This window comes from Comamonas sp. 17RB (assembly GCF_030056555.1).
Lineage (GTDB): Bacteria > Pseudomonadota > Gammaproteobacteria > Burkholderiales > Burkholderiaceae_C > Comamonas > Comamonas terrigena.
Genome location: NZ_JASHHY010000002.1, coordinates 73,825 through 94,131, shown reverse-complemented (window position 1 = coordinate 94,131; position 20,307 = coordinate 73,825). Strand labels below are relative to the sequence as shown.

13 protein-coding genes are annotated in these 20,307 nt (G+C 66.9%); 8 read left to right on the top strand and 5 right to left on the bottom strand.

The genetic code is table 11. The features are described 5' to 3' along the window. Positions 1-384: 384 nt before the first annotated feature. Both QM470_RS03725 and QM470_RS03720 read left to right on the top strand, forming a co-directional pair. Positions 385-2,991, top strand: a complete 2,607-nt coding sequence (locus tag QM470_RS03725; protein WP_283338258.1) for a sensor domain-containing protein — start codon at positions 385-387, stop codon at positions 2,989-2,991. Positions 2,992-3,171: 180 nt separating this feature from the next. Next, positions 3,172-4,965, top strand: coding sequence for a monovalent cation:proton antiporter-2 (CPA2) family protein (locus QM470_RS03720; protein ID WP_283338257.1), 1,794 nt, complete (start codon positions 3,172-3,174; stop codon positions 4,963-4,965). A gap of 119 nt (positions 4,966-5,084) precedes the next feature. On the opposite strand, the gene QM470_RS03715 is transcribed toward QM470_RS03720, so the two are convergent. Next, complete coding sequence (locus QM470_RS03715; protein WP_283338256.1) at positions 5,085-6,155, bottom strand: hypothetical protein; 1,071 nt, start codon at positions 6,153-6,155, stop codon at positions 5,085-5,087. A gap of 183 nt (positions 6,156-6,338) precedes the next feature. Continuing rightward, positions 6,339-7,430, bottom strand: a complete 1,092-nt coding sequence (locus QM470_RS03710) for a tartrate dehydrogenase (RefSeq protein WP_283338255.1) — start codon at positions 7,428-7,430, stop codon at positions 6,339-6,341. 92 nt (positions 7,431-7,522) lie between these two features. Here QM470_RS03710 and QM470_RS03705 point away from each other — a divergent pair, with 92 nt between their 5' ends. Next, complete coding sequence (locus tag QM470_RS03705) at positions 7,523-8,443, top strand: LysR substrate-binding domain-containing protein (RefSeq protein ID WP_283338254.1); 921 nt, start codon at positions 7,523-7,525, stop codon at positions 8,441-8,443. A 91-nt stretch (positions 8,444-8,534) separates the two neighbouring features. On the opposite strand, the gene QM470_RS03700 is transcribed toward QM470_RS03705, so the two are convergent. Further along, entirely contained in the window at positions 8,535-8,981 is a 447-nt protein-coding gene (locus QM470_RS03700; protein ID WP_280014065.1) for a GatB/YqeY domain-containing protein, read from the bottom strand. A gap of 199 nt (positions 8,982-9,180) precedes the next feature. Beyond that, on the bottom strand, positions 9,181-9,393 hold the full coding sequence (rpsU, locus tag QM470_RS03695; RefSeq protein ID WP_003052999.1) for a 30S ribosomal protein S21: 213 nt from the start codon (positions 9,391-9,393) through the stop codon (positions 9,181-9,183). 599 nt (positions 9,394-9,992) lie between these two features. On the opposite strand from rpsU, the gene QM470_RS03690 reads away from it, so the two are divergent. Then, positions 9,993-13,244: an EAL domain-containing protein gene (locus QM470_RS03690; protein ID WP_279999917.1), complete on the top strand. Its 3,252-nt coding sequence runs from the start codon at positions 9,993-9,995 to the stop codon at positions 13,242-13,244. A 61-nt stretch (positions 13,245-13,305) separates the two neighbouring features. On the opposite strand, the gene QM470_RS03685 is transcribed toward QM470_RS03690, so the two are convergent. Next, complete coding sequence (locus QM470_RS03685) at positions 13,306-14,586, bottom strand: BaiN/RdsA family NAD(P)/FAD-dependent oxidoreductase (protein WP_283338253.1); 1,281 nt, start codon at positions 14,584-14,586, stop codon at positions 13,306-13,308. A 173-nt stretch (positions 14,587-14,759) separates the two neighbouring features. On the opposite strand from QM470_RS03685, the gene QM470_RS03680 reads away from it, so the two are divergent. The 4 genes from QM470_RS03680 (at position 14,760) to QM470_RS03665 (ending at position 20,292) form a co-directional block, all read left to right on the top strand. Continuing rightward, positions 14,760-15,242, top strand: a complete 483-nt coding sequence (locus QM470_RS03680) for an acyl-CoA thioesterase (RefSeq protein WP_066536347.1) — start codon at positions 14,760-14,762, stop codon at positions 15,240-15,242. Between the two features lie 115 nt (positions 15,243-15,357). Then, on the top strand, positions 15,358-17,352 hold the full coding sequence (locus tag QM470_RS03675; RefSeq protein ID WP_283338252.1) for a PhoX family protein: 1,995 nt from the start codon (positions 15,358-15,360) through the stop codon (positions 17,350-17,352). Positions 17,353-17,588: 236 nt separating this feature from the next. Further along, positions 17,589-18,083, top strand: a complete 495-nt coding sequence (gene nikR, locus QM470_RS03670; protein ID WP_283338251.1) for a nickel-responsive transcriptional regulator NikR — start codon at positions 17,589-17,591, stop codon at positions 18,081-18,083. Between the two features lie 169 nt (positions 18,084-18,252). Continuing rightward, positions 18,253-20,292 (top strand): TonB-dependent receptor, encoded by a 2,040-nt coding sequence (locus QM470_RS03665; RefSeq protein WP_283338250.1) that lies wholly within the window; start codon positions 18,253-18,255, stop codon positions 20,290-20,292. Positions 20,293-20,307 lie beyond the last annotated feature (15 nt).

Genomic DNA, 20,307 nt, shown 5'->3' with positions numbered 1-20,307 from the left:
CCGCCTCCGGCCTGTGGCTGCGGCAAGCGCGGCCGTAGGGCCGGGAAGCTGACACGCAACTGATAACCCTGTGGCTTGGGGCCATGGGGTGCTGCCCCCACGGCGCAGAGGGGACGCTGCATGTCTCACGCTGTGGTGGGTGGTTACTTTGGGCGGATGGACAGGCGGCTGCGGCCTGTCCGTGGGGCGGGCGCCGTGCCGGTCGTCTGCAGGCGGCAGCAGGGCGGCGCCGGCGCGCGAAATACACCAGATATATAGTTTGTAAATATCGCGTTCGTCCTTATTATTATTGCGATCAATATAAAAAGTCACCGGTCCACGCAGAGGAGGGCTGCCGACCGTTGCCTCGCCACCGATTCGTCGGATGAAGCAAAAGGAATCAGCATGCAAGAGGGAGCTGCGCACGGCGCACTGTCGCAGGCGCTGCAACTGGCACAGTTGCAGGCCCTGGACCGGGTGATGGCCATAGCCGCATTCGAGGTCGATGGCACCTTGTGCCATGCCAATGCCAATTACCTGAAACTGATGGGGCTCTCGGCGGCACAGGCCCGGGGGCGCCGTCACAGCAGCTTCTGCACGCCCGCCCTGCTGGGCAGCGACAAGTACGAGACCATCTGGTCCAGCCTGTGTGCGGGCCATGCCTATTCGGGCATTGTGGAACGCCTGCGCAGCGATGGCAGCAGCTGCTGGCTGGAAGCCACCTATTCGCCGGTGCTGGATGCCCAGGGCCGGGTGCTGCAGATCCTGAAGGTCGCCACCGACATCACGGCGCGCCATGCCCGCGAGCAGGCGCAGCAGGAGCATCTGCGCCGTCTGTCGCTGGTGGCGGACGCCTCCGACACGGCGGTGCTCATCAGCGACGGGGCGTCCTGCATCCTCCACGTCAACGGCGGCTTTACCCGCATGTTCGGCTGGACCACCGAGGAAGTGGCCGGGCGCACACCGATTGCCTTGCTGGCGCCCCAGATGTCGGAAGCATTCGTCAACATCTACCGCACCGAGCTGCGTGCCGGCCGGCCGGTGGGGCGCGAAGAGATCGTGGTCGGCAAGAACGGCCAGCGCTACTGGGCCAAGGTCATCAGCAACCCGATTCTGGATGCCGACGGGCAGTGGCGCTACACGGTGTCCATGCTCACCGACATCACCCGCTCCAAGATGCACGAAGCGCTGCAGCACCGGGTGCTGGAAGCCATGGCCCGCGAGCGGCCGCTGGCCGAGGTGCTGGAAATGGTCTGCCAGGAGGTGGAGCGCATCGCCCCGGAAGTGACCGCATCCATACTGGAAGTGGACGCACAGGGCCTGATGCACCCGCTGGCAGGCCCCAGCCTGCCTTCGTCGTATTCGCAGCAGCTCGACGGCGTGGCCATCGGCCCCCAGGTGGGCTCCTGCGGCACGGCGGCATGGCGCAATGCACCGGTGCAGGTGGACGATATCGCCCAGGACCCGCTGTGGAGCAATTACAAGCAGCTGATCCTGCCGCTGGGCTACCACGCCTGCTGGTCCACACCGATCCGCAACAGCCAGGGCCACCCCATCGGCACCTTTGCCTTCTACTACCGCGAGCCCCGCACCGATGCCTCCTCGGCCTTCCACCAGCAGTTGGTGGATGCCTGCTCGCACCTGTGCGCGCTGGCGCTGGAGCGCGAACACGCCCGCGCCCGCATCCGCCAGCTGGCCTTCTATGATGGCCTGACGGGCCTGCCCAACCGCAGCCTGCTGCAGGCCAAGGCCGACCAGGCCATTGCTTCGGCCACACGCAACGACGAACAGCTGGCCGTGCTGTTCATCGATCTGGACCGCTTCAAGCAGGTCAATGACTCTCTGGGCCACCCGGCCGGTGACGAGCTGCTGCGCAATGTCGCCAGCCGCGTGCAGCAGGTGCTGCGCGGCTCGGACATTGCCGGGCGCCTGTCGGGCGACGAGTTCGTGGCGGTGCTGCCGCAGTGCGATGCCGAGCATGTCACCAACACCATCGAGCGCCTGCAGGAGCTGCTGGCCGCACCGCTGACCATTGCCGAGACCTCGCTGGCCGTGTCCGCCAGCATCGGCATTGCCATGTTCCCGGCCGATGGACGCGATATGGAAACGCTGGTGCACCGCGCCGACATGGCCATGTACCAGGCCAAGAGCCAGGGCCGCGGCCGCTTCAGCTTCTTCAGCAGCGAAATGAACCGCCTCGCCCAGGAACGGCTGGCATTGGAGACGGCGCTGCGCAAGGCGCTGCAGGAGGGCGGGCTGCGCCTGCACTACCAGCCGCAGATCGACATGGCCAGCGGCCAGCTCTACGGTGTGGAGGCCCTGGCCCGCTGGACCCATGCGGACCTGGGCGAGGTGTCACCGGCCCGCTTCATTCCGCTGGCGGAAGAATGCGGCCTGATCGCCGATCTGGGCCGCTGGGCGCTGGGCGAGGCCTGCCGCCAGCTGGCGCAGTGGCGCACCCAGGGGCTGGCGGTGCCGGCGGTGTCGGTCAATCTCTCGCCGTCGAGCTTCCACAACCTGGACCTGCCGCGCATGATCGCCGACACGCTGGACCGCAATGCGCTGGCGCCCCAGGACCTGACGCTGGAGCTGACCGAAAGCATTCTGCTGGACACCAACCCCAGCACCATGAAGACCATCGACGAGGTGCACGCGCACGGCGTGCGCCTGTCCATGGACGACTTCGGCACCGGCTATTCCAGCCTCAGCTATCTGCGCCGCCTGCCGGTCAGCGAGCTGAAGCTCGACCGCAGCTTTGTGGCGGACCTGGAGCACGACGAAGCCGCCCGCGCACTGAGCAGCGCCATCCTGGGCATCGGCAAAAGCCTGCACCTGACCGTGGTGGCCGAAGGGGTGGAAACCGCCACCCAGAACGTGATGCTGCGCGAGCAGGGCTACCCGGTGGCCCAGGGCTTTCTGTTTTCCCGTCCGCTGTCACCCCAGGACCTGGAGCAGTGGCTGATCCGGCGCCTGGCAGAAGCGCCGGCATTGGCGCCGGTGGCGCAGCTCTGAGCCGCTGCCGCAAGGGTTGAAGCCGCCGGCTGCGGCGGCCCGTGAGCGGGCCTGCGTACGGGCCTTTCTGGCATATGGCCATCCCGCGGAAGTAGCCGGATAGGCATGGGATGTGCGTTAGCATCGCTGACCCTGCCGCGCATGCCGCGGCCTTCGGAATGCACGTACAAGGAACTGCCAATGGCCGCAGACGGCAATACCAGCCAACTGGTGGGAATCGTGACTTTGCTGGGGGCCGCCGTTGTCGGTGTGCCGCTGTTCAAACGCCTGGGGCTGGGTGCCGTGCTGGGCTATCTGGCCGCCGGTCTGGTGATCGGTCCGTTCGGCATGGGCCTGCTGACCGATGCGCAGACCATCATCCATGTGGCCGAGCTCGGCGTGGTGATGTTCCTCTTCGTCATCGGGCTGGAGATGAAGCCCTCCCATCTGTGGGGCCTGCGCGGGCAGATCTTCGGCCTGGGCAGCATGCAGGTGGTGCTGTCGGCCCTGCTGCTGACCGGGGTGGGGGTGTCGTTTGGCTTCCCGTGGCAGGTGGCGTTCGTCAGCGGCGCGGGCTTTGTGCTGACGTCCACCGCCATCGTGATGCAGGTGCTGGCCGAACGGGGCGATCTGCATGCGCCCCAGGGCCAGCGCATCGTGTCCATTCTGCTGTTTGAAGATCTGCTGATCGTGCCGCTGCTGGCGGTGGTGGCCTTTCTGGCGCCGGCCGATGCGGCCGCCGCCAGTGCATCGGCTTCGCCGCTGTGGCAGCGTATCGGCATTGCCGTGCTGTCGCTGGGTGCGCTGGTGGCCGCCGGCCGCTGGCTGCTGAATCCCATGTTCCAGGTGCTGGCCCGGGCCAAGGCGCGCGAGGTGATGACCGCCGCAGCGCTGCTGGTGGTGCTGGGGGCGGCGCTGCTGATGGAGTGGGGCGGTCTGTCGATGGCGCTGGGGGCCTTTGTGGCCGGCGTGCTGCTGTCGGAGTCGAGCTTCCGCCACCAGCTGGAGGCCGACATCGAACCCTTCCGCGGCCTGCTGCTGGGCCTGTTCTTCCTGGGGGTGGGCATGGCCCTGAACCTGGAGGTGGTGGGGCGCAACTGGCCGCTGATCGTGGCCGGGGTGCTGGCACTGATGGTGGGCAAGGCGCTGTGCATCTATCTGGTGGCACGCTTTGCCAAAAGCCCGCATGCCGAGGCCATGGACCGCGCCATCCTGATGGCGCAGGGCGGCGAGTTCGCGTTCGTGCTGTTCACCGAAGCGCTGAAGCTGCGCGTCATGGATGCGGAGGTGAATGCCAATATGACGGCCATCGTGGTGCTGTCGATGGCGCTCACGCCGCTGGTGGTGGTGCTCTACAAGCGCTGGGTGCGGGCTGACGCGCTGTCGCTGGACGGTGTGGAAGCGCCGCAGGACCTGCAGGGCAATGTGCTGATCATCGGCTTTGGCCGCGTGGGGCAGATCGCCAGCCAGGGCCCGCTGGCCAAGGGGGTGCAGCTGTCCATCATCGACAACGACCCGGACACCATCCGCGCCGCGGCGCTGTATGGCTTCAAGGTCTATTACGGCGACGGTGCGCGGCCGGACATCCTGCATGCGGCGGGGGCGAAGCACGCCCAGGCCATCGTCGTCTGCGTGGACGACAAGGCCGCAGCCACCCGCATCGTGGAGAACGTGCGGCGCGAATGCCCGCATGTGCAGCTGGTGGTGCGGGCCTTTGATCGCGAACATGCGCTGGAGCTGGTGCGCCACGATGCCGACCATGTGGTGCGCGAGACCTTTGAATCGGCCATGGTGATGGCCCGCCAGACGCTGAAGGTGATCGGTGTGGACGACAGTGAGGCCGAACTGCTGCTGGAGCAGGTGCGCAGCCGCGATGCCGAACGCTTTGCGCTGGAAACCGCCGGCGGCCTGTTTGCCGGCCGGGCCCTGGTGCTGGGCAATATCGAGCACATTGCCCCACCGCGCCACGACGACGGCGCGGGCAAGCAAGGCTGAAGCAGGGCCGTCCGGGCTGTCAGGACCGTAAGGACCGTGTGCAGCCTTGCGAAAAGGGCCGCGGGCGCTGGCGGTGAATGCGGGTGCGCCCGCCGCTCCGCAGTCCGGTGCGGGCGGGCCTAGGCTTTGCCCCAGACCAGGGGCTGGGGGGCGGGTGCCAGGGCCTGCCCGTCCAGCTTGCCCAGTGCCGCGCCTTCCAGCCGGGTCACCCCCAACGCGGCCAACCTGGCCGGGTCCACGGCATCCAGCGGTCCCATCTGCGGCCCCTGGAAATGCGCGCAGAAGGCCACGGCGTCGGCCTTTTTCACAAAGTACACCCACACGGCCTCCAGGCGCAGATGGCCGTGAAAAGCCTGCTCCAGCACCACGCTGTAGGGCGAGGCGTCGAACGGCACATAGTGGATGCGCTGGCGCAGCGCCCAGGAGGTGGGGCGTGCGGCCCGCTCGGCTAGCTTGAGCAGGCGCGGGCGGTCTTCCTGCACGCCCACATAGAACAGCACATCGCGGGCGTTCACCTCCACTTCCCCGGCCTCGCTGGCGAACCGGGCCTGGGTGCCGCTGTCCCCACTCCAGCCGAGAAAGCGGCTCAGGCGCGTGGGCATGCCTTCCTTGCCCAGCAGGTACATGCGGTAGCGGTCGGTGACGGAGCTGAAGTCGTCCAGCTCGCGCGGCGCGTGCAGCTGAAAGAAGCCGCCGCCATGGGGCATCACGCGGCGGTAGTCGCTGAAAAAGGCCGACGCATTGAAGCTGGGGTTCTGCTGCGCAATGTGGCGGGTGAGCATGGCCTGCAGGCTGTCGGTGACCACCTTGCACAGCGCTGCCACCGCCGGCTGGTGCAGCACCTGCACGGCGGCCTCCCCATCCTCGTGGCAGTGCACCGAGAGGATGGGGGTGCCGTCCAGGGTAAGCAGGTGCCCGGTCGTGCGCCAGTGGCGCTTGGATTCTTCCTTGAACCGGTCTGCGGCCAGGCCAAAACTGTAGACCTCATGCAACTGCAGCCGGTCTGTGTAGTGCGCCTGCAGCTGTTCCAGGGTCTGCAGCGCAGCCGGGTCGCGCGGTGCGATGCGGATGGCCCCGCCGCTGAGCTGGCCCAGGGCCGCAAAGAAGATCTTGCGGGCCGTGCTGTCCCCCAGCGCAGGGGTGCAGGGCGATGCTTCCAGGAAGGAGTGCAACAGCTGGTCTGTGTCCATACCGGCTCCAGAAAAGGAAAAAGCAGGAAGCCGTCGCTGTGCACGCGGCCACCTGCTTTCTAGAGCCGGAGCGGCCGGAACGCAAAGGTTCCGGTCTGAAAGTCCGGGAAAACCGATCCAAAGGCAGGACCGGCGATGCCGATGGACGGCCGCGTCGGCCGCCATCGCCCCACGGTCAGTGCATCAGCCCTGGGCAATCTGCGCTGCAATGGCCTCGCCCACCTGCGTGGTGTTGGCGCTGCCGCCCAGGTCCGGCGTCTTGGGGCCGGCTTTGATGACGGTTTCGATGGCCGCCACGATGGCATCGTGGGCCGCACGCCAGTTGCCTTCGCTGTGGCCCAGGAAATCCAGCATCAACGCACCGGACCAGACCATGGCGATCGGGTTGGCGATGTTCTGGCCGTAGATGTCGGGGGCCGAGCCGTGCACGGGCTCGAACAGCGACGGGAAGCTGCGCTCGGGGTTCAGGTTGGCCGACGGGGCCAGACCGATGGTGCCGGTGGTGGCCGGGCCCAGGTCAGAGAGGATGTCGCCGAACAGATTGGTGGCCGCCACCACATCGAAGCGGCCCGGCTGCAGCACAAAGCGCGCGGTCAGGATGTCGATGTGCTGCTTGTCCAGCGTCACTTCGGGGTAGGCCTGGTGCATGGCGTCGGCCTGCTTGTCCCACCACGGCATGCTGATGGCAATGCCATTGCTCTTGGTGGCCAGGGTCACATGCTTTTTGCTGCGGCTCTGCGCCAGATCGAACGCGTATTTCAGCAGGCGCTGGGCGCCGTGCTTGCTGTAGACCGATTCCTGGATGCAGATCTCGCGGTCCGTGCCCTCGAACATGATGCCGCCCAGCGCGGTGTATTCGCCCTCGGTGTTCTCGCGCACCACGTAATAGTCGATATCGCCGGGCTTGCGGCCGGCCAGCGGGCAGGGCACACCTTCGAACAGGCGCACCGGGCGCAGGTTGATGTACTGGTCGAACTCGCGGCGGAACTTGAGCAGCGAGCCCCACAGCGAGACATGGTCGGGCACGGTGGCCGGCCAGCCCACGGCGCCGAAGAAGATGGCGTCCATGCCGCTGAGCTGAGCCTTCCAGTCGTCCGGCATCATCGTGCCGTGGGCCGCGTAGTAGTCGCAGTGTGCCCAGTCGAAGTGGTGGAATTCCAGCGGCAGCTGGAATTTTTGGGCTGCGGCTTCCAGCGCGCGCAGGCCTTCGGGCATGACTTCCTTGCCGATGCCGTCGCCGGCGATGACGGCAATTTTCTTGGGGGGGATGCTCATGGTCGTGCTTTCCATCAAAGTGCGTGGGCCTGATTCTGACCCATGATGTAATGAAGCCAATCCTTTGTTTGTGCTTTGATTATTTACATATCGTGTTTAAAAACCTGCTGCCTGAAGACCTGCGTGTGTTCCTGGTCGTGGTGCGCCGCGCCAGCTTTGTGGCGGCCGCGCAGGAGCTGGGGGCCTCGCCGGCCTATGTGAGCAAGCGCATCCGCCTGCTGGAGCAAGAACTGGCCGTCAGGCTGCTGCACCGCACCACCCGCCGCGTGGCGGTGACGGAGGAGGGCGAGCGCGTCTTCCAATGGGCGCAGCGCATCCTGGATGACATCGACCACCTGGTGCAGGATGTGAGCACCACCCGCGCCGAGGTGCGCGGTCTGCTGCGCGTGAGCAGCAGCTTTGGCTTCGGTCGCAATGTGATTGCGCCGGCCTGCTCCAGGCTGATCGCGCAGCACCCCGGCCTGCAGGTGCGGCTGGAAGTCTTGGACCGCATCGTCGATGTGGCGGCCGAAGGCTTCGATCTGGATGTGCGGGTGGGCGACGAGATTGCTCCCCACCTGCTGGCCAGGAAGCTGGGAGCCAACCACCGCGTGCTCTGCGCAGCACCCGGCTATCTGCAGCGGCGCGGGGCACTGCGCAGCATCGATGAACTGCCGGCCCACGACTGCCTGGTCATCAAGGAGCGCGACCACCCGTTTGGCGTGTGGAAGCTGCGCGCCGGTGCCGAGGAGCGCACGCTGAAGGTGACCGGCCCGCTGTCCACCAACAACGGGGAGATGGCGGTGCAATGGGCCGTGGATGGCCACGGCATCATCCTGCGCTCCATCTGGGATGTGCAGCCCATGCTGGACGACGGTCGCTTGGTGCCGGTGCTGGCCGGCTGGACCCAGGAGGCCAATGTCTGGGCGGTCTATCCCAGCCGCCTGAGCCGCTCGGCCAAGGTGCGCGTGGCGGTGGAGTTCCTGCAGCGCTACCTGGTGGAGGAAGCGGGCCTGCAGGGGCCCGGCGCCTGAAGACCGCAGCGGATGAGCAGCTGGCTGTGCTGCAGGCATGAAAAAAGCGCCCGCAGGCGCTTTTTTCCACGGCTCTCCAAGAGCCCGGCGCTTACTTGCTCAGCGCAGCCTTCACGGCGGCCGACACCAGACCCATATCGGCCTTGCCTGCCAGCTGGGACTTCACGGCGCCCATGACCTTGCCCATGTCGCCGGGGCCGGTGGCACCGACTGCGGCCACGATCGCGGCCACGGCCGCGGTGATTTCGGCCTCGCCCATGCGTTCGGGCAGGTAGACCTTCAGCACTTCCACTTCGGCCTTTTCCACGTCGGCCAGATCCTGGCGGTTGGCGCTTTCGAAGGCAGCGATGGAGTCCTTGCGCTGCTTGATCAGCTTGTCGACGATGGCGATGACGGCAGCATCATCCAGCTCCACGCGCTCGTCCACTTCCTTTTGCTTCATCGCGGCCTGCAGCAGGCGGATGGTGCCCAGGCGTGCGCTGTCCTTGGCACGCATGGCGGTTTTCATGTCTTCGGTAATCTGGGCTTTCAAGCTCATCGCTCTCTCCTGGGTGCGGGCGGATGGGGCGTGACACCGGTCACGGCGTTGCAGGGCCTTGCCTCGGCGTGGCGCTCCATCTGCGGGGAGGTCACTGCGCCGCAATCGGTGTTCGCAGTGGCCAGAAAACAAAAAACCCGCGCTTGGCGTCCCTAGCGCGGGTTGCGGCTTTTAAGGGCCGACGAATCCTAGAGGCTGATTAGTACAGCTTCTTGGGCAGCTGCATGCTGCGCACGCGCTTGTAGTGGCGCTTGACGGCGGCAGCCTTCTTGCGCTTACGTTCAGCGGTGGGCTTTTCGTAGAATTCACGAGCGCGCAGGTCGGTCAGCAGGCCCAGCTTTTCGATGGTGCGCTTGAAGCGGCGCAGAGCAACTTCATAGGGTTCGTTTTCTTTGACGCGGATGGTAGTCATTCAATTTCCAGATATATCTGTGCTGCCAGCGGGTTCTCGGGAAGATCGGGCCTAAGAGCCATGTACAGCGGTTGTCCCCGTCTCTATGAACTAGTATGGCGGACGGGGTTGCCAGCAAAGTCGAGCATTATAGCCGCATCCTTGGCGCATGCAAGCCGCTGGGCTGCAGCCGGCGCATTTCGCCCTGTCTGCGCTGTGCGCAGGAGGCCCGCAGATGCGCCATGGAAGGCGCTGATTCGCTCATGCCGGCGGCCCGCTCCCGGCGTGGCCGGGCAGGAACCGGCCCGCAGCGCAGGCTGCCGATTCCAGTCTTTCTCAGTGGCTCCCAATCGCTCCCAATCGCTTCCAGTCGCTTCCAGTCGCTTCCAGTCGCTTCCAGTCGCTTCCAGTCGCTTCGAGTCGCTTCCAGGTACTGCCCATCGTTTCCTGTCGTTTCCCGCTTCCGGCCTGGGCTTTGCCGCGCTCGCTGTCGCCTGGGGGCCACCGCCGCCATGCATGCCTGTGCAATTGGGTGCGGAATTTGCTAGAGCCTCCAGGCTTTGTCAGATTCACCACAGGGCGGCCGCTGCCAGCGCAGGACGGGCCGCCGCGGAGGCGCCATGTCGTTGATGTACCGGGTTTCGAGTTGGTTGGGACGCCTGAGTGTGGGTCGCAAGTTGATGCTGATTTACCTGCTGGACCTGTCCGCGGTGATCTACGTCTCCAGCATCCTGATCCACGAGAAATACCTGTCCATCGATTTCACGCGCAAGGAAATCGTCGGCACCACCTACGCCGCCGTGGTGCGCGACGGCCTGCTGGGCCGCTTTCTGCCGGCCGACCAGCAACCCCTGCCCGTCGCGCAGGCCCTGGAGCGGCTGGCCCAGGTGCGCCAGGCGCATGACGAGCAGCTGCAGACCACCCAGGCCAGCCAGGAGTTTGCCGACACCTTGCAGGCCCTGGCGCCACTGTCGCCCCAGGATGGGGCGGCGCTCTCGCGCCTGCGCAACCAGCTGCTGCGCGACGGGCGCGAGCTGCTCACCACGGTCAGCAACCAGTCCAACCTGATCCTCGACCCGGATCTGGACAGCTACTACGTGATGTCGCTGGTGGCGCTGCGCTACCCGGTGCTGCTGCAGACCGTCTACGACACCATGGGCTTTCTGGCCGCCAGCCCGCTGGCGCGCAACCCGCAATGGTCGTCCGACCTGCTGACCCTGGCCGGGCGGCTGGATGCGGTGGCGCAAGGCATAGAGTCGGACTTCAACCAGGCTTTTCTGGCCGGTTCCCCGCAGATGCGCGAAGCCCTGACCGGGCCGCGCCAGCAGCTCAAAGCCACGTTGGACGACTTCCAGCGGCAGATCCAGGACATGGCCAACGGCGATGCCACGGGCACGCTGGCCCAGCTCAGCACCCATGAGGCCGCGGTGCTGGGGGCGCTGACCGGCGCCTGGAATGTCGGCATCACCGAGCTGGAGCGCCTGCTCCACCAACGGGTGGACAGCCTGTTTGCGCGCATGTGGCTGCACCTGGGCACGGCCCTGGTGCTGCTGGGCTGCATCCTGAGCCTGGTGACCCTGGTGGCACGCCAGATTGCCCGGCCGCTGCAGCAGCTGGCCGGCGTGGCCGACAAGGTGCGCACCAGCGGCGACCACACCCTGCGCGCGCACTGGAACAGCCGCGACGAGATCGGCCGCCTGGTCACCGCCTTCAACGGCATGCTGGCCCAGCTGGACCATGAACGCCTGCTGCAGCAGGAGCTGGCGGCCAGCGCCCGGGCCGCCCAGGCGCAGCGCGAACTGGTGGAGGCCTTCCCGATCCCGATGGTCGTGACCTCGATTCCGGAGCACCAGGTGCTGCACGCCAATGCGCCGGCGCAGCCCTGGCTCAACGGCCGGCGTCTGGACCCCTGGGCCGTGGGCCTGGAGGCCGGCGTGCGGGCACGCTTCTTCCAGCGGCTGGCGGACCAGGGCGTGGTGGACGAATTCGAGGTGCGCTGGAAAGGTGGCGCCGAACCCTCGTGGGCGGTGCTGTCGGCACGGCGCCTGCAGTTCCAGGGGCAGGATGCGGTGCTGACGGCGTTCACGCCCATCAATGTGCTCAAGGTGATGGAGCAGCGCCTGGAGCTGTGGGCCAAGGTGTTCGAAGCCTCTTCGGAGGGCATCATCATCATGAACGCCGAGCAGCACATCATCAGCGTGAACAAGGCGTTCTGCCGCAGCACCCAGTACGACTTCTACGAAGTCATCGGCGAGAGCCTGGACCTGCTGCTGGAAGAACGGGAGGGCGAGCCGCTGTCGGCACAGATTTCGCGCACCATGGTGGAAAAGGAATCCTGGCAGGGCGAAGTGCGTTTTCGGCGCAGGAACGGCGAAACCTACCCCGCCTGGCTCATGGTCTCGGCGGTGCGGCCGGTCAAGGGCGAGGCGGTGCTCAACCACATCGGGATTGCGATCGACATCACCGACCGCAAGCTCAACGAAGAGCGCATCCAGTTCCTGGCCCACCACGATGTGCTGACCGAGCTGCCCAACCGCTCGCTGTGCGTGCTGCGGCTGCAGGCGGCACTGGCCCAGGCACAGCTGACCGGCGAGAAGGTGGCCGTGCTGTTCATCGACCTGGACCGCTTCAAGACCATCAACGACACCCTGGGCCACCACATCGGGGACGGCCTGCTGCGCTCGGTGGCCGGGCGGCTGCAGCAGTCGGTGCGCAGCTGCGACACGGTCAGCCGGCTGGGCGGGGACGAATTCGTGGTGGTGATGCGCGGCGTGACCGGGCGCGCCGATGTGCAGAACATGGTGGAGCAGCGCCTGATCCGCCTGATCCGCCAGAGCCATTCCGTGGAAGGGCACGAACTGAATGTGTCCTGCAGCGTGGGCATTGCGGTCTACCCCGAGGACGGCGCCGACATCGAGGAGCTGATGCGCCGCGCCGATGCCGCCATGTACGAGGCCAAGACCACCGGCCGCGACATGGCCTGCTTCTATTCGATGGAAACCGACCTGCGGGGCCAGGCACGCCAGACCATGGAGCAGCAGCTGCGCCGCGCCATCGAGCGGGGCGAGCTGAGCGTGCACTACCAGCCCCGGGTGGGCGCGCGCAGTGCCCAGCTGCTGGGGGTGGAGGCGCTGCTGCGCTGGAACAGCGCGCTGCTGGGATCGGTGCCTCCCAGCGAATTCATTCCCATCGCCGAAGAAACCGGCCTGATCCGCAGCCTGGGCGCCTGGGTGCTGGAGCAGGCCTGTGCGCAATGGATGCGCTGGCAGGACAGCACGGTGGCGGGCGGTGCGCTGATGGGCGTGGGGCTGTCGGTCAATCTGTCGGCCGTGCAGCTGGCCGACCCCTCGCTGGCGGCCGACATTCGCGCGGTGCTGGAGCGCACGGGCATGCCGGAGCAGCACCTGGAGCTGGAGATCACCGAATCCCAGCTCATGGAAAGCGCGCCCAGTGTCGCCGACCAGGTGGTGGCGCTCAAGCTGCTGGGCGTGCAGCTGTCCATCGACGACTTCGGCACCGGCTACTCCAGCCTGGCCTACCTCAAGCGCTTCGACATCGACCGGCTGAAGATCGACAAATCCTTTGTCCACGACATGCTGGACGATCCGGCCGATCTGGCCATCACGCGCGCCATCATCAGCCTGGGGCATTCCCTGGGCCTGAAGGTGGTGGCCGAAGGCGTGGAAAACCGCGCCACGGCCCAGATGCTCAGTGCGCTGGCCTGCGAGGAGCTGCAGGGCTTTTATTTCAGCCGGCCCTTGCCGGTGCCGGAGCTGGAGCGCTGGGCGCATGCCTACCTCGGGTCCGACCCGCTGTGGCGGCCCGGCACGGCGGGCGGGACCGTGGCCGGCGGGGCGGCGCTGGCGGAGTAGACCGGGGCGAAGTAAGTGGGGGGAATTGCGGCTGCAGCCGCCAGCGGGGTGGCGGGTGGCGTCAGTCCGCCGCCATGCCGGCGGACAGCGCCATGGCCTCGGCGCAGGCGGCTGCGCTGGCCCAGGCCCACTGGAAGTTGTAGCCGCCCAGCCAGCCGGTGATGTCCACCACCTCGCCAATGGCGTACAGGCCGGGCTGTGCCTTGCACTCCATGGTCTGCTGCGACAGCGCCTTGGTGTCGATGCCGCCCAGCGTCACCTCGGCCTTTTTGTAGCCTTCGCTGCCGGTGGGCGTGATTTCCCAGCGCGTGATCTGGTCGGCCAGCTTGGCCAGGGCCTTGTCGCTGGCCTCGTTGATGGGGCGCTGCAGCTCGGGGTGCTGGGCCACCCAGGCCTCGGCCAGGCGCGTGGGCATGTGCTGGGCCAGCTCGTTCACCACCAGCTTGCGCGACTGCAGCTTGGCGCTGGCCAGCAGCTGCGCCACGTCCACGCCGGGCAGCAGGTTGATGTGCAGCGGTGCACCGTCCTTCCAGTAGCTGCTGATCTGCAGCACCGCCGGGCCGGACAGGCCGCGGTGGGTGAACAGCAGGTCTTCCAGAAAGGCCATGCGTTCCTTCTTGCTGCCGGTGCTGATTTCCACGGGCAGGGCCAGACCGGCCAGCTGGGCGTAGGGCTGCCAGGCCGCGCCGTCAAAGGTCAGCGGCACCAGGCCGGCACGGCGCTCGATCAGCGGCAACTGAAACTGTTGGGCCAGGCGGTAGCCGAAATCGGTGGCGCCGATCTTGGGGATGGACAGGCCGCCGGTGGCCAGCACCAGCCTGGGCGTGCGCACCAGGCCGCGGTCCGTGTGGATCTGGTAGCTGCCCGTACCGTCGGTGTCCGCCTCCGCATCTGCGGCTGCATGCACCACTTTCTCGACGCGGCAGGGCTGCCAGCGGGTTACGCCGCCGTCGGCACACTCGGCCAGCAGCATGCGGATGATGTCTTCGGCGCTGGTGGTGGCAAACAGCTGGCCCTTGTGCTTTTCCTCATAGGGAATGCCATGCCGCTCCATCAGGGCAATGAAGTCCTGCGGCGTGTAGCGCGACAGGGCCGAGCGGCAGAACTGCGGGTTCTGGCCGACATAGTGCTTGTGCGGCGCGCGCACATCCAGATCGCGGTTGGTGAAGTTGCAGCGTCCGCCCCCGGAGATGCGGATCTTCTCGGCCACCTTCTCGGCATGGTCGATCAGCAGCACCTTCAGTCCGCGCTGGCCGGCCTGGGCGGCGCAGAACAGCCCGGCCGCACCGGCCCCCAGGATCACGGCGTCAAAGTGCAGGGCGGAGGTGGTGTCGGAAGGCATGGCGCAGTGAAAGCAGGCAGGTCAGGGCCGCCGGGGGCGGCTGCTGGGGGCAGGTGCGGCGCCAAGCACAGGCGCCGCTGCAAAGGCGGCAGTGTAGCCAAGCCCTGTGCACCCGGTGGGTTGAGCGCGCCATGCCCTGCCAAAACGGGTGGCGCTTTCTACAATCGCCGTCCATGAACCTGCCCGCACACCAACTCAGCATGACGGTGCTGATGTCCCCCGATATGGCCAACTTCTCCGGCAATGTGCACGGGGGCGCCATCCTCAAGCTGCTGGACCAGGTGGCCTATGCCTGTGCCAGCCGTTACGCGGGCCGCTATTGCGTGACGCTGAGCGTGGACCAGGTGATGTTTCTGCAGCCCATCCACGTGGGCGAACTGGTGACCTTTCTGGCCAGCGTCAACTACACCGGCACCTCGTCGATGGAAATCGGCATCAAGGTGGTGGCCGAAGACATCCGCAGCCAGGTGGTGCGCCACGTGAACAGCTGCTTCTTCACCATGGTGTCGGTGGACGACGACAAAAAGCCCGCACCCGTGCCCGCGCTGCAGCTGGAAACCGAGGAGCAGACGCGCCGCTGGCAGGCCGCGCTGATCCGCAAGGACATGCGCAAGGAAGTGGCCCAGCGCTTTGCCCAGACGCGCAAGCCCAGCTGACGGGCTGCAGCGCATGTGACGCTCCGGTGGCAGCCGTGTGACGGCTGCGGTCACACCGGGCCGGCTTGTCACGCGACTGTCATGGCGGCTTTCCACAATGCCGGCATCCTACACGATGCCCGAGGAAAACATGCCATTTGCCCGCACCACGCCGTCCATTGCGATCGACAGCGAAGACCTGCCCACCAACCTGTCTGACAACCCGCATTTCCAGAGCGTGGTGGAACAGGCCGTTTCGCGCCGGGGTTTTTTGCGCAGCGGCACCGGCCTGTCGGCGGCCCTGTTCCTGGGCCTGGGCGGCGGCGTGGCCGGCCTGGCGGGCTGCGCCACGGGCGGCAGCCGCAGCGGTGCCCCGCTGATGGGCTTCACCGCCATCCCCATCAGCACGGACGACGCCGTGCACATTGCCCCCGGCTACACCGCCACGGTGCTGGCACCCTGGGGCACACCGCTGCTGGATGGTGCGCCCGCCTTCAAGGGCGACGGCAGCGAAGATGCTGCGGCCCAGGCGCTGCAACTGGGCGACAACCACGACGGCATGCATTTCTTTGCCATCGACGGCAAGAACGACGAAGGCCTGCTGGTGCTCAACCACGAGTACTGCACCGTGGACGACAAGAAGAAGCACTATGTCTGGCTGTTCGGCGCCCAGGGCGAAGCCGTGGCCCGCAAGTGGGGCCGCGACCATGTGCACAAGGCCATGAATGCGCATGGCGTCTCGGTGGTGCACATCCAGCGCAATGCCCAGGGCCGCTGGGACCTGGTCAAGGACAGCCTCTACCACCGCCGCATCACCGCCCACACCGCCATGGAGCTGACCGGTCCCGCCGCAGGCGATGCGCTGCTGCAGACCCAGGGCGACCCCAGCGGCCGCCGCGTGCAGGGCACGTTCAACAACTGCGGCAACGGCTTCACCCCCTGGGGCACCTACCTGACCTGCGAAGAGAACTTCAACAACTACTTCGGCACCACCAGCGGTGCCGACCAGCGCACGGCGGCGCAAAAGCGCTACGGCCTCTCGGCCCAGGCCAGCCTGTTCCAGTGGGAAGGCCATGAGCCGCGCTTCGACTATGTGAAGCACCCCCAGGAAAGCCACCGCTTCGGCTGGATCGTGGAGATCGATCCCTTCAACCCCACCAGCATGCCCAAGAAGCGCACGGCGCTGGGCCGCATCAAGCACGAGAACGCCGCCTTTGCCCTGAGCAAGGACGGCCGCGCCGTGGTCTACATGGGCGACGACCAGGCCGATGACTACATCTATAAATTTGTCTCGGACGGCAAGTACGTGAAGGGCGGCGACAACAGCCGCCTGCTGGACAGCGGCAAGCTCTATGTGGCGCGCTTCGGCGCCGGTGCCACGCCGGGCGACTTTGCCGGCACCGGCGAATGGCTGCTGCTGGACAAGGCCGCAGACCCCAAGCTCCAGGCCGACAGCCGCTTTGCCAACCAGGCCGCCGTGCTGGTCTACACCCGCCTGGCCGCGGACGTGGTGGGCGCCACCAAGATGGACCGGCCCGAATGGGTGGCCGTGCACCCGCACACCGGCGAGGTCTATGTGACCCTGACCAACAACAGCGGCCGCAAGGTCGCGGACGAAGCCAATCCGCGCGAAAAGAACATCTACGGCCAGATCGTGCGCTGGCGCGAAGCCGGCAGTGATGCCGCCGCCACCACGTTTGCCTGGGACATCTTTGTGCTGGCCGGCAACCCCATGGTGCACACCGACCGCAAGGATTTGCGCGCCGGATCGGCCAATGTCACGGCGGACAACAGCTTCAACAGCCCGGACGGCCTGGCCTTCGACAACGACGGCCGCCTGTGGATCCAGACCGATGGCAAGTACAGCAACCGTGGCGACTACGCCGGCCAGGGCAACAACCAGATGCTGTGTGCCGACCCGGTGAGCAAGGAGATCCGCCGCTTCTTTGTCGGCCCCAAGGAGTGCGAGGTCACGGGCATCAGCTTCACGCCCGACAGCAAGACCATGTTCATCAACATCCAGCACCCGGGCGAAGAAGGCGACAGCCACTGGCCCGGCGGCGGCAACAGCATCCCGCGCTCGGCCACCGTGGTCATCACCAAAAATGATGGTGGCGTGATCGGAACTTAAGGCGCGCAGGTGCATCCATAGACAGGACATGCATCCGGGCCCACAAGGCCGGGGCGCATGGCAAGGGCTGGCGCAGTGGTGGATGTGCCAGCCCTTGTTGTTTTTGGGACGGCGCTTTTGGTGCGCGCCAGTGCAAGGCACCAAGGTGGTGCAATAACGCACCGGGTCGGTGGTGGCAGCGCGGGGAATTTCGGCCTTATCCTCGGCGACAGGCACCGTACTTGCTAATTTTCCGCATGCAAAGATTCACCATCTCCCTGGACGACGAACTGGCCGACGAGTTCGAGCGCTACATGCACCGGGCCGGTTATGCCAACCGCTCGGAAGCCATCCGCGACATGCTCTACATCCGCCTGGGCCAGCAGCGCGAGCAGGCCGACCACCAGGGTGACTGCATGGCCGTGCTGTCCTATGTGTACGACCACCACGCGCGCGACCTGACCGAGCGCCTGGCGCGCCTGCAGCATGCGCGCCACCAGCTGACCATCTCCACCACCCATGTGCATGTCGACCCCTTGCAGTGCCTGGAAACCGTGCTGCTGCGCGGCCCGGCGGGCGAGGTGCGGGCGCTGGCCAACGCCATCATGGCCGAGCGCGGCGTGCACCATGGCCAGCTGAATGTGGTGATGGGCCAGGACGCCCAGGGCCATTCCCATGAAGCTTCCCACGACGGTTCCCACGGTCATGCACATGACCATCCCCATGGGCACCCCCATGACCATTCCTGTTAGCGACGGCCTGCGGCGGGCCTGACGGTACGGCCGCGGGCCGCCGGATGCGGACCCCGGCGCCAGAGCTGCGGCGGTTGGTATGAAGTTTGCATAAATCTTCATAACTGCATGGCAGATGCAGGACAGCCTTTCCCGGAAGGCATGCACCACCACCACGTTTGCCCCCTCCATGCCCTCTCTCTTGCGACAGCTCGCCTGTCCACTACTGCGCACGGCCGCGGCGCTGGCCGCACTGTGCGCCTGCCTCCCCGCTGCGGCCGAAGAGGCCCGACTGGCCGCCCTGACCGTCAAGGGCCAGGCCCTGGCCGCCAGCCAGGCCGCTTTCAGCACCCAGCACCTGACCCAGGAAGATCTGGCCGCCGCCGGCGCGCAAGAGGTGGAAGAACTGTGGCGCCAGGTGCCTGGAATGCATGTGAACGACTACCAGTTGAGCGGCGTGGCCAACGCCGTGGTGCTGCGCGGCTTTGGCGGGGGCGGCCACGGCGGCGATATTGCCGCCACGCTGGATGGCATCACCCTCAACGAAGCCATGTCCCATGCCGATGGGTATTTCGACCTGAATGTGGTCGTGCCGCTGGAGGTGGAAGAAGTCACCGTGCACAAGGGCCCGGTGTCGGTGCTGCAGGGCAATTTCAACCGCGCAGGGCTGGTTGCACTGCAAACGCGCCGCTCCGGTACCTACACCGAGGCGCAGCTGCAGGCCGGCTCGCACGGCACCTACGACCTCCAGGGGGCGCTGGGCCGCCAGCTCGGGGCGGACGACCAGATGTTCCTGGCCGCACAGTCCTACACCACGGACGGTGCCCGGCCCGATGCCGAGGCCCGGCGCCATACGCTCAGCGGCCGCTGGCACCACCGGGTGGACCACCGGCTGGACTTTGCGCTGTCGGCCCGCTGGCACGAGGCCCGCGGCGAATCGCCCAGCTACCTGACGCAGGCCCAATGGCCGCGCGACCCGCAGGGCAAGGACCTACGCGTGCAGGGCGACGGATCGGAAAAGACCTTCGCCACGCTGCGCCTGGATGTGAACTATGCGCTGAGCGACAGCACCCAGCTGCTGGCCTTTGCCTACGGTACCCGGCAGGATTTCGTGCGCTGGTTCACCCGCCCGCGCAGCGGCAGCTGGATGCAGCGCGAAGAGCGCTATGACCGCGACGTGCTGGGCATGGGCCTGCAGCTCAGCGGCAGCGCCGCCCTGGTGGGGGCGCCGCTGGAATGGCTGCTGGGCACCGAGCGCCTGCAGGAAGACACCGACTACGGCTACTGGGAAGGCACGCAGAACCGCCAGCGCATGGCAGCGGCCGTCAGCGACCGGCGCACGGCGCTGGACACCACGGCCGCCTACGCCCAGGCGCACTGGAAACTGGCTCCCTGGCTGCAGCCCAGTATGGGCGTGCGCTGGGACCGCTTCACCGGCGATTGCCGGCGCCTGGGCGCGGAAACCGGCAGCGACGCCTGCGAGCGCATGGCCACCACCCGCCATGCCAGTCCCAAGCTGGGGGTGACATCGCAGATTGCACCGCAGACCACCTTGCGCGCCAGCTGGTCGGAAGGCTTTGCACTGGCCAGCGACTTTGCCAAGTACGCACTGGGCACCGCCGGGCTGGACCCCAATGTCTTCCGCCAGACCGAGCTGGGTGTGCAATGGGCACCCCACAGCAGCCTGTGGCTGGATCTGGCCGTCTACCGCACCACTTCCAGCAACGAAATCCGCAACGTGGCGCCGGGCGTGTACGAGAACTTTGGCAGCACGCGCCGCAGCGGTGCGGAACTGCAGGCGCACTGGACGCCACTGTCCAAGGTGGAGCTGCAATGGAGTTACGGCCGCATGCACTCGCGTGTGACGGAAAACGCCAATGCCGCGCTGGTGGGCAAACAGGTCACCGCCGTGCCCGCCTACACCAGCACCGTGCAGGCCAGCTACCGGCCCACCGCTGACTGGACGCTGCGCGCCATCTGGCGCCATGTGGGCCGGGGCGCGGTGGATGCCGCCAACACCCAGTGGAGCCGCGCCTACCAGGTGGGCGATGTGGGGGCGCAGTACGCGCTGCCGCGCAGCCTGGGCTGGGGCGATGCCCAGCTGAGCCTGTGGGTGCGCAACGTGACCGACCAGCGCTACGCCAGCAGCACCAGCGTGATCGGTGGCGAACGCCTGGTGGCCCCCGGCGCGCCGCGCACCGTGACCGTGGGCCTGAAGTTCGCGCTGTGAAGCGGCGCTGAATCC